15 protein-coding genes are annotated in these 16,074 nt (G+C 60.1%); 14 read left to right on the top strand and 1 reads right to left on the bottom strand.

What is annotated here, in order from left to right:
- Positions 1 to 3: 3 nt before the first annotated feature.
- The 11 genes from DYI42_RS00865 (at position 4) to DYI42_RS00915 (ending at position 11,582) form a co-directional block, all read left to right on the top strand.
- Positions 4 to 918: an SDR family NAD(P)-dependent oxidoreductase gene (locus tag DYI42_RS00865; RefSeq protein ID WP_040608815.1), complete on the top strand. Its 915-nt coding sequence runs from the start codon at positions 4 to 6 to the stop codon at positions 916 to 918.
- On the top strand, positions 918 to 1,712 hold the full coding sequence (locus DYI42_RS00870) for a citryl-CoA lyase (RefSeq protein WP_009803518.1): 795 nt from the start codon (positions 918 to 920) through the stop codon (positions 1,710 to 1,712). Before DYI42_RS00865 ends, DYI42_RS00870 begins: the two co-directional genes overlap by 1 nt.
- Before the next feature lie 3 nt (positions 1,713 to 1,715).
- Entirely contained in the window at positions 1,716 to 2,867 is a 1,152-nt protein-coding gene (locus tag DYI42_RS00875; protein WP_209227030.1) for an acyl-CoA dehydrogenase family protein, read from the top strand.
- Positions 2,868 to 2,879: 12 nt separating this feature from the next.
- Positions 2,880 to 3,731, top strand: coding sequence for an FAS1-like dehydratase domain-containing protein (locus DYI42_RS00880; protein ID WP_009803520.1), 852 nt, complete (start codon positions 2,880 to 2,882; stop codon positions 3,729 to 3,731).
- A 187-nt stretch (positions 3,732 to 3,918) separates the two neighbouring features.
- Positions 3,919 to 4,698, top strand: a complete 780-nt coding sequence (locus tag DYI42_RS00885; protein ID WP_040608818.1) for an ABC transporter ATP-binding protein — start codon at positions 3,919 to 3,921, stop codon at positions 4,696 to 4,698.
- A 4-nt stretch (positions 4,699 to 4,702) separates the two neighbouring features.
- A complete protein-coding gene (locus DYI42_RS00890; protein WP_244867363.1) occupies positions 4,703 to 6,700 on the top strand; it encodes an AMP-binding protein in 1,998 nt (665 codons plus the stop codon).
- 15 nt (positions 6,701 to 6,715) lie between these two features.
- Positions 6,716 to 7,600 carry a branched-chain amino acid ABC transporter permease gene (locus DYI42_RS00895; protein ID WP_209227031.1) on the top strand — a complete coding sequence of 295 codons (885 nt, stop codon included), beginning with the start codon at positions 6,716 to 6,718 and terminating at the stop codon, positions 7,598 to 7,600.
- A 3-nt stretch (positions 7,601 to 7,603) separates the two neighbouring features.
- Complete coding sequence (locus DYI42_RS00900) at positions 7,604 to 8,656, top strand: branched-chain amino acid ABC transporter permease (RefSeq protein WP_244867365.1); 1,053 nt, start codon at positions 7,604 to 7,606, stop codon at positions 8,654 to 8,656.
- Between the two features lie 32 nt (positions 8,657 to 8,688).
- Positions 8,689 to 9,927, top strand: a complete 1,239-nt coding sequence (locus DYI42_RS00905; RefSeq protein ID WP_040608746.1) for an ABC transporter substrate-binding protein — start codon at positions 8,689 to 8,691, stop codon at positions 9,925 to 9,927.
- Positions 9,928 to 9,988: 61 nt separating this feature from the next.
- Positions 9,989 to 10,780, top strand: a complete 792-nt coding sequence (locus tag DYI42_RS00910; RefSeq protein WP_009803526.1) for an ABC transporter ATP-binding protein — start codon at positions 9,989 to 9,991, stop codon at positions 10,778 to 10,780.
- A gap of 13 nt (positions 10,781 to 10,793) precedes the next feature.
- Entirely contained in the window at positions 10,794 to 11,582 is a 789-nt protein-coding gene (locus tag DYI42_RS00915) for an SDR family NAD(P)-dependent oxidoreductase (RefSeq protein ID WP_009803527.1), read from the top strand.
- 22 nt (positions 11,583 to 11,604) lie between these two features.
- Here DYI42_RS00915 and DYI42_RS00920 read toward each other — a convergent pair whose 3' ends face one another.
- Positions 11,605 to 12,708: a CaiB/BaiF CoA transferase family protein gene (locus DYI42_RS00920; protein ID WP_244867367.1), complete on the bottom strand. Its 1,104-nt coding sequence runs from the start codon at positions 12,706 to 12,708 to the stop codon at positions 11,605 to 11,607.
- Between the two features lie 113 nt (positions 12,709 to 12,821).
- Here DYI42_RS00920 and DYI42_RS00925 point away from each other — a divergent pair, with 113 nt between their 5' ends.
- From DYI42_RS00925 to DYI42_RS00935, 3 genes are read left to right on the top strand one after another with little or no spacing between them, the layout of a single operon-like run.
- A complete protein-coding gene (locus tag DYI42_RS00925; protein WP_238529680.1) occupies positions 12,822 to 13,610 on the top strand; it encodes an enoyl-CoA hydratase/isomerase family protein in 789 nt (262 codons plus the stop codon).
- A gap of 16 nt (positions 13,611 to 13,626) precedes the next feature.
- A complete protein-coding gene (locus tag DYI42_RS00930; RefSeq protein ID WP_209227034.1) occupies positions 13,627 to 14,865 on the top strand; it encodes a thiolase family protein in 1,239 nt (412 codons plus the stop codon).
- 16 nt (positions 14,866 to 14,881) lie between these two features.
- Positions 14,882 to 16,048, top strand: coding sequence for an acyl-CoA dehydrogenase family protein (locus DYI42_RS00935; RefSeq protein ID WP_209227035.1), 1,167 nt, complete (start codon positions 14,882 to 14,884; stop codon positions 16,046 to 16,048).
- The last annotated feature ends 26 nt before the right edge of the window (positions 16,049 to 16,074 follow it).

Consider the following 16,074-nt stretch of genomic DNA (forward strand, 5'->3'; position numbering starts at 1 on the left):
AAGATGACAAAGGCACTTGATGGGAAGGTGGTTCTGGTCACCGGGGCCGGCGGTGGGATCGGGCGTGATATCGCCTTGATGGCAGCCTCGGAAGGCGCCGCCGTGGTGGTCAATGATCTGGGCGCGTCACTGAAGGGCACCGGACAGACGGAAACCGCGGCGCAGAAAGTCGTTGAAGAAATCAAGGCGGCGGGCGGCGATGCGATCGCCGATGGCGGCAACGTCACCGATCCGGACGCCGCGCGCGCGATGATCGAAGCCGGAGTCAGCGAATTCGGCCGCATCGACGCGGTGGTGAACAACGCGGGCATCCTGCGCGACGGGTTCTTCCACAAGATGACCTACGAGGATTTCGACGCGGTTGTGAAGGTCCATCTCTACGGTGCGTTCAACACCAGCCGCGCGGCGGCCGATTATTTCCGCGAACAAGAGGGCGGTGCTCTGGTGCACATGACCTCGACCTCGGGGCTGATTGGCAATCTGGCGCAGGCGAATTATTCGGCGGCAAAGCTGGGCATCGCGGCCTTCTCGAAATCGGTCGCGCTCGACCTGAAACGCTGGAACGTGCGGTCAAACTGCATCGCGCCCTTCGCCTGGAGCCGGATGATCTCGTCTATCAAGACAGACACCCCGGAACAGGCGGCACGGGTCGAAAAGATCAAGGAAATGACACCGGCCAAAGTCGCTCCAATGGCCTGTTTCCTGATGAGCGACCGCGCGGCCGACGTGTCCGGACAGATCTTTGCGGTTCGCAAGAACGAAATCTTCCTGTTCAACCAGCCCCGCCCGGTGCGGTCGGTTCATTCCGGTGATGGCTGGACCGCCGACGAAATCGCCGAGCGTGCCATTCCCGCGCTCAAATCGCAATTCACACCGCTCGAAGTTTCGGCGGATGTCTTTTCGTGGGATCCTGTCTGATGGGAAGACGCAAAGAAAAAATCAGCTCCGACATTGCCTGGAGCACCTCTGACAAGATCAGCGTGCGCGGGCTCGATCTGCCCAACGAAATCCTGGGCCACATGAACCTCGGCGATCTGGCGTTTCTTCAGTTGACGGGTCGCAAGGCCACATCCGAGGAAAGCCGGGTGTTCAACGCCATCGTCATTACCCTGGTCGAACATGGCATCACGCCGTCGGCCCTGGCGGCGCGGATGACCTATATGGGGGCGCCGGAATCGCTTCAGGCGGCCGTGGCGGCTGGCTTGTGTGGGCTGGGCACCGTCTTTGTCGGTTCTATGGAAGGTGCCTCGAAAATGCTTTACGAGGCACTGCCACAGGACAAGTTGGGCACCGGTGTCGATCTGGATGCGCTGGCCGTCGAGACGGTGGACAAATTCCGTGCCCGCAAGGCCATCGTGCCGGGGCTGGGCCATCCGGTGCACAAGCCCGTCGATCCGCGCACCCCGCGCCTTTTCCAAATCGCCGCCGAGAACGGAAAATCCGGCGAATACATCGCGTTGATCCAGAAAATTCAGACCGTGGCCGAGGAAAGATCGGGCAAGATGCTGCCGATCAACGCCACCGGCGCGATCGGGGCGATCTGCTGCGAATTCGGCTTCCCCTGGAAGATCGTGCGCGGTTTCGGCGTCATGGCGCGGGCCATCGGCCTGGTGGGACATATCCTCGAGGAAAGCGAAAACCCGATTTCCTATGAGCTGTGGCAGCGTGCCGAAGAAGAAATCCTTGAAACCTCCGGACCGGGGGCGAAATAGGCGATGCAGACCTCGGCCCCCGACACCCATAATGATCTGCGCGACGCAATGCGCGCGCTTTGTGCGCAGTTTCCGCCGGAATATCATCGCCGCGAAAGCTACCCCGAGGAGTTTGTCGATGCGCTGACCCGCGAGGGCTGGCTTGCCGCGATGATCCCAGAGGAATACGGTGGCTCGGGTCTGGGGTTGACGGAAGCCTCGATCATCATGGAGGAGGTGAACCGCTGCGGCGGAAACGCGGGCCATTGCCACGGGCAGATGTATAACATGGGCACGCTTCTGCGGCATGGTTCGGATGAGCAAAAGCAGAAATACCTGCCCGGTATTGCCAGCGGCGCGTTGCGCCTGCAATCCATGGCCGTGACCGAACCGACAACCGGGACCGACACCACCAAACTGAAGACGACCGCGGTCAAGAAGGGTGACCGGTATGAGATCAACGGCCAGAAGGTCTGGATCAGCCGTATCCAGCATTCCGACCTGATGATCCTGCTGGCGCGCACCACGCCCTTGAAAGAGGTCAGGAAAAAGTCGCAGGGCCTGTCGATCTTCATGGTCGATCTGAAGGCGGCAATCGGCAAGGGCATGGAGATCTGCCCGATCGACAACATGCCCAACCACGAAACCAACGAAGTGTTCTTCGACAACCTGGAAATACCCGCCGAGAACCTGATCGGCACCGAGGGGCGCGGGTTTTACCATATCCTTGACGGTCTGAACGCCGAACGCACCCTGATTGCTGCGGAATGTATCGGTGACGGCTACTGGTTCACCGACAAGGCCCGCGCCTATGCCGGCGAGCGGATCGTTTTCGACCGTCCCATCGGGCAGAACCAGGGCGTGCAGTTTCCCATTGCCAAGGCCTATGTCAACATCGAGGCCGCCAATCTGATGCGCTTTGAAGCCTGCAGGCGCTTCGATGCCGGGCTGGATTGCGGAGCGCAGGCTAATATGGCCAAGCTGCTGGCCTCGGAGGCCAGCTGGGAAGCGGCCAATGCCTGCATCCAGACCCACGGCGGCTTTGGCTTCGCACGGGAATACGATGTCGAGCGCAAGTTCCGCGAGGCGCGGCTTTACCAGGTGGCCCCGATCTCGACCAACCTGATCCTCTCCTATGTCGGTGAACATATCCTCGGCATGCCGCGATCCTTCTGAGGTTTGAGGCCCATGAGCGAGATTGACCTTGAGGCGCTGGCACCCTGGCAGGGGCGCACCGAAACCCGCGAAGACTTGCTGACACAGGGGCTGATCGACAAGTTCCGCGCCACGTTTGGCGGCCATCTTTGGGACGGCGCGGGCGATGTTCCGCTGGGCATTCACTGGTGTCTGGCCCTTGATGCCGAGCCGACCTCGGCCCTCTCAGAGGACGGCCATGCCGAAAAGGGCGGGTTTCTGCCGCCTGTCCCGCTGCCTGCCCGCATGTGGGCTGGCGGCAATGTCACCCATATCGCGCCGCTGGCAATCGGCGAGACCGTCACCCGACGCTCGACGATCGGGGATATAGCGGCCAAGCAGGGCCGCAGCGGCGTGTTGGTCTTTGTTGACCTCGAACAGGAGTTTCAAAGCGGCGACCGGCTTTGCATCCGCGAGACACAAACCATTGTCTTTCGCGGGATCACACCGCCCGGCCCGGCGCGGACCGCACCTGCACCAGCCCCCGCAGCGCCCGACGCCGCCACGCTGGCATCAAGCCTGACACCCGATCCGGTGCTGCTGTTTCGCTATTCCGCGCTGACGTTCAATTCGCATCGCATCCATTATGACCACGTCTATGCGACCGAAACCGAGTCCTATCGCGGACTGGTTGTGCACGGCCCCTTGCAGGCCACGCTGCTTCTCAACCTGGCCGCGGATGCCTTAAAAGAACCGCCAGGACGGTTTTCTTTCCGGGGTCTTGCCCCGTTGACGCTGCCCTGCAACTTGCAACTGCATAATGATGGAACCGGTGCCTCCGGAACAGTATGGTGCCAGGATCAAACCGGGATGCGGAGTTTTTCCGCCGAATATTCAGAAGTCTGAATGGTTCTTTAGGGTCAACGGACTCCGGTGTTGATTTAAATTTCTAACATATGTTAGTTTTCAGCAAGCCTCTGAAAAAAGAGGTGGGAGGAGAAACGATGCGACGAAACCATGTCACAAGCGGATCACCGTTCGATCGGGTTGAATACGGCCCGGCGGGTTGCTCAGGCCAGTCATGTGCCTTGTCATGACACTGGATGCGGGACATGCTTCAACACCGCTCGCCGTGCGCGGCGCTACACTGAAATTCGGCGGTGTGACTGCGCTCAACGATGTGAGCATTTCTGTCAACGACGATGAATTGCTTGCGATCATCGGCCCGAACGGTGCCGGGAAAACATCTTTTCTGAACGTGACCGCCGGCTTTTACCGCCCGCAAAAGGGACATGTCGAAATCTCGGGGCAGAACGTGACCGGCCTGCGCGTCGATCAGATCGCCCGGCGCGGTGTGGCGCGTACGTTTCAGGGCACCCATCTTTTTGCCGGGCAGACCGTGGTGGAAAACATCATGATTGGTCGTCACATGCTGATGAAATCGAATGTGGTCCAGGCCTTCTTCCAGTTCGGTCCCGTGATGCGCGAGGAATCGGAACATCGGGAAGCCGCAGAAGAGATCATCGACTTTCTAGAGATCGAGGCAATCCGCAACCGGCCGGTGGGCACGTTGGGATATGGGCTGCGAAAGCGTGTCGATCTGGGCCGTGCATTGGCGCAGGAACCGTCGATCCTCCTGATGGATGAACCGATGGCCGGCATGAACTCGGAAGAGAAAGAAGACCTGGCGCGCTTCATTCTCGATGTGCGCGAGGCACGCAAGATCCCAGTGGTTCTGGTCGAGCACGACATGGGCGTTGTCATGGACCTTGCCGACCGGATCGTGGTGCTGGATTTCGGGCGGGTCATTGCCGAAGGCACCCCGGAAGAAATCCAGAAGGACCCGGCTGTCATAAAGGCATATCTGGGGTAGCGGCATGGTCAAACAACGGACAGCAATGGTCTTTTCGGACCCGGCAGTGACACCTAGCGAAACCCTGCCGCAGGTTTTGCTCGCGCGAGCGACATCTACACCGACCAAACTCGCGGAACGGCACAAGCGCCTGGGTATCTGGCGTGAGTTCACCTGGGCCGATGTTCTCGACAGGGTTCGCGCCTTGGCTCTCGGGTTGGAGAACCTGGGCTTGTCGGCCGGCGAATCCGTCATGATGATCGGCGAAAACGAACCCGAACATTTCTGGGCTGAATACGCGGTGCAGTCGCTGGGTGGTAAGGTTCTTTCCGTCTATCCGGATCAGACCGCCGAGGAGATCCTCTATCTGGCTGAGGATTCCCAGACGCGGATATTCCTGGCGCAGGATCAGGAGCAGGTCGATAAATGCGTCGAGATCTCTGGCACGTACTCGGGTGCGTTGGCGATCGTTTACTGGGACGATTCCGGCCTGTGGGGCTATGATCATCCCCTGTTGCATTCCTTTGAAAGTGTAAGCGCGGCAGGACGTCAGATCCACGCCAAGGAACCAACCAGATTTGAAGAACACGTAAAACGTGGACGGGCGGATGATATCGCGTTGCTGTCCTATACGTCGGGGACCACCGGAAAGCCCAAGGGTGTGGTCATCAGCCAACGCTATCTGTTCGACAACTGTTCGCGGGTGATGGGGGCGGTCGATATCGCGCCGGGCACCGAATACCTGACCTATATTTCCCCCGCCTGGGTAACTGAACAGATTTTCGGCCTTTCGATCGGACTGCTCGCGCCCATGGTCGTCAACTTTCCCGAAGGCCCCGAGGATGTGCTTGCCAACATCCGCGAACTGGCGGTTGACGCCCTGGTGTTCAGCCCGCGGCAATGGGAAAACCTTGCCTCGATCGTTCAGGCCCGGATGCTGGGCGCGGGCAAGTTTCGCAATGCGATGTACGACTGGGGTATGAAGGTTGGCCGCGACGTTCATGTCGAACGGCTGGAAGGGCGAAAGCCCAGGCTTGCCGCGCGCCTGCAGCTTCCCTTTGCCGAGGCGCTTGTGCTGCATCACCTGCGCGACAATCTTGGCCTTGGTAAGGCCAAAAACGCAATGAGCGGCGGCGCCCTGATGGCGCCAGACGTTTTTCGTATGTTCCACGCGATGGGGGTTAAGCTGCGCAACGTGTATGGCGCGACCGAAATCGGCCTTTTGACCGCGCATGTCGGCGAAAGCTATCAGCTGGAAACCAGCGGCAGTTGGATGCAAAGCAACAAGAACTACGGCGAACCGCTAGAATACAGGGTTTCGGACGAAGGGGAGCTTCAGGTGCGTGGCGGATCGGGCTTCGGTGGCTATCACGGCAAGCCCGAGAAGACCGCCGAGGAGCTGACCGAAGACGGTTGGTACAAAACCGGTGACGCGGTGTCGATGACCGACAGTGGCGAACTTTTGTTCTTTGACCGCGTCAAGGACATGCGCCGTTTGGCAAACGGGCACAGCTATCCGCCGCAATTCATCGAGACGCGGTTGCGCTACAGCCCCTATATCAAGGATCTCATGACGCTGGGCGACGAAACCCGAAACTTCGTCAGCGCGTTGATCAATATCGATATGGAAGTCCTTGGCCGCTGGGCGGAAGAGAACAATATCAGCTTTTCGACCTACACCGATCTGTCGCAAAAAACCGAGATTCTGGAACTTATAAAAAGCGAAGTGGCGCGCATCAATGCGCTTTTGCCCGAAGGCTCACGCCTGGAGCGGTTTGCGAATTTCCCAAAGGAACTCGACCCGGACGAAGGCGAGTTGACCCGCAGCCGCAAGCTTCGGCGTGCCTTTCTGGAAGAGCGATATGCCAAGCTTGTCGATGCAATCTATGGCGGCGACAACCAGACTGACCTTGAGATCGCCGTGACCTATCAGGATGGACGCCAAGGCGTGCTCAAAGCCACGGTTCGCATATCGGACGTCAAAAACGCATCGAAGGCTGCCAGCCGGCAGTCGCAAAATTAGGGGAGGTCGGCGACAATGGTCTATTTCATAAATGACATCATAACCGGGGCTTTGATCGGCCTGCTGTATGCATTGGTGGCCATGGGGTTCGTGGTGATTTACCGGGCCAGCAAGGTGTTCAACTTCGCTCAGGGTGAACTGGTGATCATCGGCGGTTTCATCGTCTGGTTCACGACGATGCAGGCAGGGCTTAGCCTGTGGTTGTCGATACCCCTTTCGCTGGTTCTGGCCGGGCTGGTCGGGTACGCAATCGAACGAATTTTCTTGACAAAGCTGATCGGTGAATCGGTCTTTTCGATGGTCATGGTCACGGTTGGCCTGCTGATCCTGTTGCGCGGTCTGGTGCTGCTTGTGTTCGGTCCCGCCGTGCGGCCCTTCCCGATCATTTTCCCACTGAAGCCCCTGTTCGTCGGCGATATGCTGATCCCGATGAACCTGCTGATCGGCGGGATCATCACCATTGTTGCCGCTGTCGGCCTGTCGTGGTTCTTCAACCGGACCCGGTCGGGCCTGCGGATGACCGCAGTGGCGGAAGATCACGTCGTCGCATCCTCGATGGGCATTTCGGTCAAGGGTTCGATTGCCTTTGCCTGGGTTCTCGGGGCAATCCTGTCCACGATTGGTGCAATGATCTTTCTCAGCGGCAAGTCGCTGACCTTTCTGGCCTCGGATATCGGGTTTGCCGCGCTGCCGGTGGCATTGTTTGCCGGGTTGGAATCTATCGGCGGGCTGATCCTGGCGGGTGTGATCATCGGTGTCGCCCAGAGCCTGACCACCAACTACCTTGATCCGTTGATCGGCGGCTCACTTGGCAGTGTCGTGCCTTACATCATCATGCTCGCCATCCTACTGATCCGGCCCACCGGCCTGTTCGGCTGGCGCACAATCGAGCGGGTGTAAACCATGGATCCTTCCGGCATTTTTTCCACAAGCTATCGCAGTGACAGACGTGTTGTCCGGACGCGCTGGCAGGCGCTTGCCCTGGTCGTTTTCATGGCTCTGATGCTGGCAGCACCCTATCTGGTGAGCGGGCGCATCATCGCCATCCTGAACATGATGCTGATCAGCGCCGTCATTGCTGTCGGGCTTCAGATCTGCACCGGTTATGCGGGCCAGATCAACCTGGGCCAGGCGGCGTTCATGGGGGTCGGGGCCTATACGGCTTCGATACTGGCCTCCAAGACCGGTCTGACATTCCTGCTGACGATTCCCCTGGCCGGGATCTCGGCCGCCCTGTTCGGTTTTCTCTTTGGCCTGACTGCGGCACGGATCAAGGGATTTTACCTGGCTCTGACCACGATTGCGGCGCAGTTCATCTTTCACTTTGCCGTCCTGAACCTGCCATCGAGCTGGATGGGCGGGTCAAACGGGATCACCGTCCCGCCGGCAGAACTTTTAGGACTGCGCTTTGTCGGCGAGTCTTCTCAGTTCTACCTGAATCTTGCAGTCGCGGCAATCATGATCGCGGGCGCGTTCGGGATCGTGCGATCCCGCTTTGGCCGCGCATTTGTGGCGGTCCGGGACGACGACGTGGCAGCGGGGATCATGGGGATCAATGTCGCGGCCACAAAGGCGAATGCCTTTCTGATCGGAGCGTTCTATGCCGGCGTCGGCGGGGCGCTGTGGGCCTATCTGATCCGCTTTGTCGGGGTGGATCAGTTCACCCTGTTCCATTCGATCTTCTTCGTGGCAATGATCATCGTCGGCGGCATGGGCTCGATCGTGGGGGCTCTGGTCGGGGTCTTCGTCATCCGCATCATTCAGGAAATCATCGCGACGGTTGGCCCCAATATCGCCGAGTCGGTGTCCTTTCTTGGCGGCGATATCGTGTTCGCCGGCATGAATGTCGTTCTTGGCGGCGTGATCGCGATGTTCATGATCCTTGAACCCAAGGGGCTGATGCACCGCTGGAACATCCTGAAATCATCATACCGTATCTGGCCGTTTCCTTACTGATCTGGGGCGGCATTCAACCTGGGAGGAAGAACATGACATACCAAACGAAACGGGGGCTTCGCGGCTTTCTGGCAGCGGGCGCCATGGCCGTCGCGGCGACCATGCCTTTGAAAGCGAAGGCCGAAGAGATCTATAATCTGGCCCTGCTGTCGGACTTTTCCGGCCCCTATGCTGACATCATGCCCATTCTGGCCGGCGGACGCGAAGCCGTGTTCACCTGGTGGAATGAAACCCGAGGTCAGGACCTTGGCGTCACGCTGAACTACAAGAATTACGAAACCCGCTATGACGCGGCACAGGTGGCAAGTCTCTGGCCCGGGATCAAATCGGAACTGGACCCGATTGCGGTTGTCGGGCTCGGCGGGCCTGACGTGGCGGCTCTTTCCGAACGCCTGCCGGAAGACAAAATTCCGATGTTCATGGCGACAGCGGCCTACGGTTTTGCCTGGCAGCCGGATGCCTGGATTTTCAACCCACGCCCGACCTACTCGCACGAAAGCGCGGGCTTTCTGAACTGGATGCGTGAACAGCGCGGCGGAGACGAACCGTTCAAGGTTGCAATCCTCGCCTCCGAAGCCTCGCCTGCCTATGTCGACATGGCAAAGGGCCTTGAACTCTATGCCGAAGAGCACCCCAAAGAGATCGACCTCGTAGAGGTCATTTATACCGAGGTGCAACCCACCGATCTGACGGGGCAAATGCGCCGCGTTGTACGGGCCGGGGCCGAGGCGCTGATTATCCAAACGAACACCTCTATCGTGGTTGCCGCGAAACGTGGCCTGCAGGCCAATGGGGCGAACATCCCGATCATGATGAGTTCGCATAACGGTCTTCCAGCCTCGGGGGCGGCACTTGGCGGCCTTGAGCAACTGGAGGGAGACTTTGAAGCCTACGGCATGGCGATTGCGGCCGATGAGGACACTCCCGCGCGACAATTCTACGAGACATTGGTTACAGAGTACGGGCTCGAGGCACCTTGGAACGTCGTGACAGCAATGGGTGTGTCGCAGGGTCTTTATACCGTGACCGTGATCCAGCACGCGATCGAGGCGAACGGCGCCGAAGGACTGACCGGCGAGAAAGTACGCGAAGCCCTCTTTGCTCAAACGATCACGACCGAAGAAACCCACGGCTTTCTTCCCTCCCTCACGTTTACTCCCGAAGCGCCTTTTCCATTGGAAGGCCTCAAAGTGAATGTCGGGACCGTCAAAAACGGGAAAATCACCATCGAAGCGACCGGCGTCGATATTCCTGAAGTCAAGAAATGGTGAACCAAACTGGGCACCGCATCAGCGGTGCCCGTCCTTATCCTCAGCCCCGGGCAATACGACCATGCTGGAACTCAACAACGTAGAAGTGACATATTCCGATGTCATCCTGGCGCTCAAAGGCGTGTCCATGACAGTGCAGGAAGGTCAATGTGTTGCGCTGCTGGGCGGCAATGGCGCGGGCAAGAGCACGACACTCAAGGCCATCTCGGGAACGCTCAAATCCGAGGATGGCAACGTCTCGGCGGGGTCCATCATTCTGGACGGCACCCCTGTTCAGAACATGGAAGCGTCGAAGGTTGTGAAGAACGGCCTGATCCACGTAATGGAGGGCCGGCGCGTGCTGCGTCATCTGACGTCTGAGCAAAACCTGATCGTGGGCGGGCATATGGTGCCCAACGCCGCCGAGCTGAAAACCCGGCTGGATCATGTTTATACCCTGATTCCGCGGCTTGCGGACCTGCGCAACCGCACCGCGGGCTTCATGTCCGGCGGCGAACAGCAACTGTTGCTGATCGGCCGGGCTATGATGGCCAAGCCCAAGATCATCGCGATCGACGAGCCGTCCCTGGGACTGGCGCCGATGATGATCCGGGATGTCTATGACGTTCTCAAGCAGCTCAAATCCGAAGGCACCACCTTTTTCCTGGTCGAACAGAACAGCGCAGCAGCGCTGTCCATCGCCGACTATGCCTATGTGATGGAAAACGGACGGATCGTGATGGACGGCCCGGCAGACAAGCTCGCCGACAATGAGGACATCAAGGAATTCTACCTTGGCGTTACCGCGTCCGGCGAACGAAAGAGCTATCGCGACATCAAACATTATCGCCGCCGCAAGAGATGGCTGGGATAGGAAGGGAACTGAAATGAGTGAATTGCTTGCCATCAAGGAACGCACCGCTTTCGTGACCGGGGCCGGTCAGGGCGTGGGCCGTCAGGTCGCGCTGTATCTGGCGGAACACGGCGCGGGTGCTGTTGTCGTCAACGATTTCCATGCCGACCGGGCACAGAGCGTTGCCGCAGAAGTGGAAGCCGCCGGGGCAAAGGCGCTGCCGCTGGCCTTCGATGTCTCGGATTTCGATGCCGTCCGCGCGGCGTTTGCCGAGGCGCAGACCGCCTTTGGCGGCGTGGATATTCTGGTCAACAACGCAGGCAATGCCGGGCCGACATCGGGGCTGGACGATCTTGTTCCGTTCTGGGAATCCGATCCCGCCGAATGGCGCCGCTGGATGGCCACCAATTTCGACGGGGTTCTGAACTGCACCCGACACGCCATGCCCCTGATGGTCAAGGGCGGCTATGGCCGCATCGTAACCGTCATTTCCGATGCCGGTCGCGTCGGCGAACCGCATCTGGCGGTTTATTCCGGGGCCAAGGCCGGCGCGGCGGGCTTCATGCGGGCAATTGCCAAGGCCGGCGGCCGGTTCGGGATTACCGCGAATTGCGTCGCTCTGGGTGGCACAAGAACCCCGGCGGTTGCCGACCTGATCCCGGATGAAGCGACCGAGAAGCGGGCCTTGTCGCAATATGTGATCCGCCGTCTGGGCGAACCGGAAGATCCCGCCGGAATGATCCTGTTTCTCTGCTCTGATGCCGCCAGCTGGATCACCGGCCAGACCTATCCGGTGAACGGGGGATATTCCTTTGCCTGCTGACCGCAAATGTGGGTGGGCTCCGTCAAACGGAGCCCACTGCAAGAACGCTGTCAGTGTCAGCGCCCAGCTCTGGCGGCAGGCCAGGCGTCGCACATTCGAAATCGTCGAATTTCAGAGGTTGGACGAGGAATGTCTCGGTCTTGCCGCCTTCATGCGCAATCGTGCGCAGCAACTGCCGCGCACGAACATGCGGGTCGTCCAGCGTTTCGACCAGCGAATTGACCGGTCCCCATGGCACGCCCGCCTTGTCCAGAAGATTGCCCCATTCGGCGCGCGTCTTGCCCACCATGACCGCCGCGATCTCTTCGCGGAGCGCGTCTTTGCGGGCGACACGGTCGCGGCCTGTCAACGGCGCAAGATCCGCTCTGTCGATCACATCGCAGAACGGTTGCCAGAACCAGTCCTCATGCGCGATGGACAAGGTCATGAGCTTGCCGTCTTTACAGGTGAACACGCCATAGCCCGGCTCGGCGATGAACTCGCCCAGCGGCGTGCCGTTGGCGGCCGGAACGAGGAAAGCGGTCAGCATGGAAACCACCGCATCCGACATCGAGACATCCACATAACGCCCCTGCCCCGTCCGCTGGCTCGACACCACCGCCGACAGGATTGCGATCGCCGCGAACAGCGCCGCGCCAACATCCGCCAGCGGGATCGCGGGCACGGCACCGGGCTGCCCGGCATCGGCCTGTTCGGCCAGCAGGCCCCCAACGCCCTCATAGCTCAGGTCATGCCCCGCCCTGTCACGGTAAGGGCCGTCCTGCCCGTAGCCCGAAATCGACACATATACCAGCTGTGGGTTGACCCGGCGCATGTCTACGAACCCGGCACCAAGGGCTGCCAGTTTGCCGGGTCGGAACCCTTCGACGATAACATCCGAGTCCTTGGCCAGACCGCGAAACCGTGCCAACCCCTCGGCGGATTTCAGGTCAAGCGCCACGCTGCGCTTGCCGCGATTCAGAGCCCGAAACAGCGGCGGAAACTGCCGGGCCGGATCGCCGACGCCCGGTCGTTCGATCATGATCACCTCGGCCCCCATGTCCGACAACAGCATGGTCGCATAGGGACCGGGGAATTGTTCGGCGAGGCTGAGGATTTTCAGGCCGGCCAGGGGTGCGTTGCTCATATCGGGCTCCAATGTTCGGTTTATCCGCGTGCGGGTCCGCCTCATAGCAGCGCAAATTGCTGGAAATGACAAGTTGAAAATGGCATAATATCCATATCTTTCAGGAGCTTACCGTGATTGAAGCCAAGCAAACGCTATCCGTCGAACGGATAGCCCGAACCGAATGGATCACCTTCCAGCGGACCGACCAGTTAAACGCCATGTCCACGCAGATGCTGCGCGAGATGACAGATGTGCTGGAAGCGGCGATGGCAGACGACGCGGTGCGCGCGATCGTCCTGACCGGTTCGGGCCGGGCGTTCTGCGCCGGCGCCGACCTGAAAGAGGTTGCCGGCGCCAAACATGCGCCCGGCGAACCGGATCTTCTCGACCTCGTCGATCACACGTTTGGACTGATGCGACATGGCCCCAAACCCATGATCGCCGCCGTGAACGGGCTGGCCATGGCGGGCGGTCTGGAAATGGTGATGGCCTGCGATCTGGTCTTTGCCGCCGAAAGCGCGCAGATGGGCGACGCACACTCCAATTTCGGGGTCTTTCCCGGAGCAGGCGGTGCGGCGGTCCTGCCGCGCAGGATTGGCCTGAACCGCGCGAAATACCTGCTGTTCTCGGGCGAGAACGTTTCGGCGCGGGACATGATGGACTGGGGGCTGGTCAACAAGGTCGTCGCGGACGAAGACCTGCGCGACGCGGTGCAGACCTTTACCGACAGACTGGCAGACAAAAGCCCGGCGGTTTTGCGCCGTATGAAGGCGGTTGCCAACCGATCAATGGACGTGGACGGAACCGCCGCCCTGTCCGAAGAGATGCTGAACCTGCGCGCGCACATGCGGTCCTGGGACATGCACGAGGGCCTGTCGGCGTTCAACGAAAAGAGAAAACCGCAGTTTCGCGGATACTAGATCAGGAGGACAAACGATGCAGGACATTTACGTCGTTGGCATCGGGATGACGCCGTTCGGAAAATTCCGGGACAAAACCATCAAGGCCATGACCGGCGAGGCCGTCGTCGCCGCCCTTTCAGACGCCGGAGTTACGGTTGATCGCATCGACGGCGCGTTCTTCTCGAACGCGGTGCAGGGTCACATGGAAGGCCAACACATGATACGGGGCGAGATCGCACTACGCGAGATGGGCCTTCAGGGCATTCCGGTGGTGAATGTCGAAAACGCCTGTGCCAGCGCCTCGACCGGGTTCAAACTGGCGGTGGATTTTCTCAAGGCGGGCAATGGCGATTGCTGCCTCGCCGTAGGCGCCGAAAAGATGTATTCCGACGACCGCGCGTTAATGTTTTCGGCCTTCGACAGCGGCTGGGACGTCAGCAACGGCGACGAGGTCGCGCAACGGCTGGCCGATCTGGGTGCCGGAGTCGAGGAACCCGAAGGATCTAAATCGCCCAAGCCCTACAGCGTGTTCATGGATGTCTATGCAGGCTTCGCGCGGTTGCATATGAATACCTTTGGCACCACGCAGGAACAGTTCGCCGCCGTCGCCGCCAAGAACCATGCACATTCCGCGCATAACCCGCTGGCGCAGTACCGCGATGTAATGAGTGTCGATCAGGTTCTGGCCGCCCCGCCCATCACCTATCCGCTAACGCTGCCGATGTGCGCCCCGATTTCGGACGGTGCCGCGGCGGCGGTGCTTTGTACGGGCGAGGGCCTCAAACGGCTGGGGCTCGATCCCGCCCGCGCGATCAAGGTCAAGGCCGCGATCCTGCGCTCGGGCACCGATCGTCCGCCGGAAGATTACAAGAACCACCTGACCCGGCTGGCCGCGCTTCAGGCCTATAACCAAGCCGGGCTCGGCCCCGAGGATATGTCGGTGGCCGAAGTGCATGACGCCACCGCCGTCGGTGAAGTAATCCAGATCGAGAACCTCGGGTTTGTCGAATTCGGTGAGGGCGGCCCGGCCAGTTTGCGCGGCGACACAAAGATCGGCGGACGCATTCCGGTGAACCCCTCGGGCGGATTGGAATCCAAGGGCCACCCGGTCGGGGCCACCGGTATCGGGCAGGTCTTTGAACTGGTCACGCAACTGCGCGGCGAAGCCGGCGCGCGTCAGGTCGAAGGGGCGCAGAACGCCATCGCCGAAAACGGTGGGGGCTTGCACGGGGTAGAAGAAGCTGCCGCCTGTGTCACCATTCTCGGCCGCTGAAACAGGGAATAGAATTATGGAAAACGTGATCGCCGCCGCTCAGGCAATCTATACAGACGAGCAACGCATGTTGCTGGAGAACTTCCGCAAGATGGCCGAGGCAGAGTTCGCTCCGCTGGCGGAGAAATACGAAGAGCTGGGCCACCCGCCCGACGCGGACACGTTGAAATCATTGTTCGCCAAGGTCGAGGAATTTGGGCTGATCAGCGGCTTGATCCCCGAGAAAGACGGCGGTGCCGGAATCGACCGCATGACCTATGGCATCCTTTACGAGGAACTGGCCCGGATATGGGCAGATCTGGCAATTGCGGTCCTGATCCAAGGCCACGCCGTGTTTGCGGTCAACCTTCTGGGAAATCCGGCGCAGAAAGAGGCCTATCTGAAGCCGCTCCTGCGCAGCGAACGGATCTGTGCCACCTGTATTTCCGAACCAGAGGTCGGCTCGAACGTGCGCGAGGTCAAAACCCGCGCAGACCGCGAGGGCGACAAGATTTTCGTCACCGGCCAGAAGCTCTGGATTTCCAATGGGGCCCAGTCGGATTTCGCCATCGTTGTCTGCAATCTGGACGACGGTATTTCCATGGTCATCGTCGACCGTGACACCGGCGGATACGAAAGCCGCGAATTGCGCAAGCTGGGGCTTGTTGGTGCATCGACCTGCGAATTGTTTTTCGACCGGGCCGAAACCACTGCCGAACATGTTCTCGGTAGTGCAGGCGGGGGCCTGTTCCAGACTTTGAAGCTGTTTGAAAGCGCCCGCGTGTTTGTCGGCCTGACCAGCATTGGCATTGCCCAGGCAGCACTGGAATGTGCCGTCAAATATGCGCAGGAACGCGAACAGCACGGCAAGCCCATCGGCGGGCACCAGTTGATCCAGGGCTACCTGGCCGACATGGCCACGCACCTGGATGCAGCGCGCCTGTTGTGTCAGCGCGGCCTGCAGCTTCTGGATCTGGGCGTGCGGTGCGACACACAGACCTCGATGGCGAAATGGTATGCGACGGAAATGGCTGTCGAGATTGCCGGCAAGGCCGTCCAGATTCACGGCGGCAACGGCATCACCAAGGAGTTTCCCGTCGAACGGCACTTCCGCAATGCCAAGATCATGCCGATCCCGGACGGGACCACCGAGATCCAGAAACTGGTCATCGGGCGTAACCTGACCGGGCTGAACGCGTTCTGACGGTTGAACTGAGCTGAAATGAAATG

The sequence above is a fragment of the Vannielia litorea genome, from assembly GCF_018424695.1.
In the GTDB taxonomy this organism is placed as follows: Bacteria; Pseudomonadota; Alphaproteobacteria; order Rhodobacterales; family Rhodobacteraceae; genus Vannielia; species Vannielia litorea_A.

Coding starts and splice junctions, on each gene's coding strand:
- DYI42_RS00865 (WP_040608815.1), top strand. CDS start 4: ATGACAAAGGCACTTGATGGGAAGGTGGTTCTGGTCACCGGGGCCGGC.
- DYI42_RS00870 (WP_009803518.1), top strand. CDS start 918: ATGGGAAGACGCAAAGAAAAAATCAGCTCCGACATTGCCTGGAGCACC.
- DYI42_RS00875 (WP_209227030.1), top strand. CDS start 1,716: ATGCAGACCTCGGCCCCCGACACCCATAATGATCTGCGCGACGCAATG.
- DYI42_RS00880 (WP_009803520.1), top strand. CDS start 2,880: ATGAGCGAGATTGACCTTGAGGCGCTGGCACCCTGGCAGGGGCGCACC.
- DYI42_RS00885 (WP_040608818.1), top strand. CDS start 3,919: ATGACACTGGATGCGGGACATGCTTCAACACCGCTCGCCGTGCGCGGC.
- DYI42_RS00890 (WP_244867363.1), top strand. CDS start 4,703: ATGGTCAAACAACGGACAGCAATGGTCTTTTCGGACCCGGCAGTGACA.
- DYI42_RS00895 (WP_209227031.1), top strand. CDS start 6,716: ATGGTCTATTTCATAAATGACATCATAACCGGGGCTTTGATCGGCCTG.
- DYI42_RS00900 (WP_244867365.1), top strand. CDS start 7,604: ATGGATCCTTCCGGCATTTTTTCCACAAGCTATCGCAGTGACAGACGT.
- DYI42_RS00905 (WP_040608746.1), top strand. CDS start 8,689: ATGACATACCAAACGAAACGGGGGCTTCGCGGCTTTCTGGCAGCGGGC.
- DYI42_RS00910 (WP_009803526.1), top strand. CDS start 9,989: ATGCTGGAACTCAACAACGTAGAAGTGACATATTCCGATGTCATCCTG.
- DYI42_RS00915 (WP_009803527.1), top strand. CDS start 10,794: ATGAGTGAATTGCTTGCCATCAAGGAACGCACCGCTTTCGTGACCGGG.
- DYI42_RS00920 (WP_244867367.1), bottom strand. CDS start 12,708: ATGAGCAACGCACCCCTGGCCGGCCTGAAAATCCTCAGCCTCGCCGAA.
- DYI42_RS00930 (WP_209227034.1), top strand. CDS start 13,627: ATGCAGGACATTTACGTCGTTGGCATCGGGATGACGCCGTTCGGAAAA.
- DYI42_RS00935 (WP_209227035.1), top strand. CDS start 14,882: ATGGAAAACGTGATCGCCGCCGCTCAGGCAATCTATACAGACGAGCAA.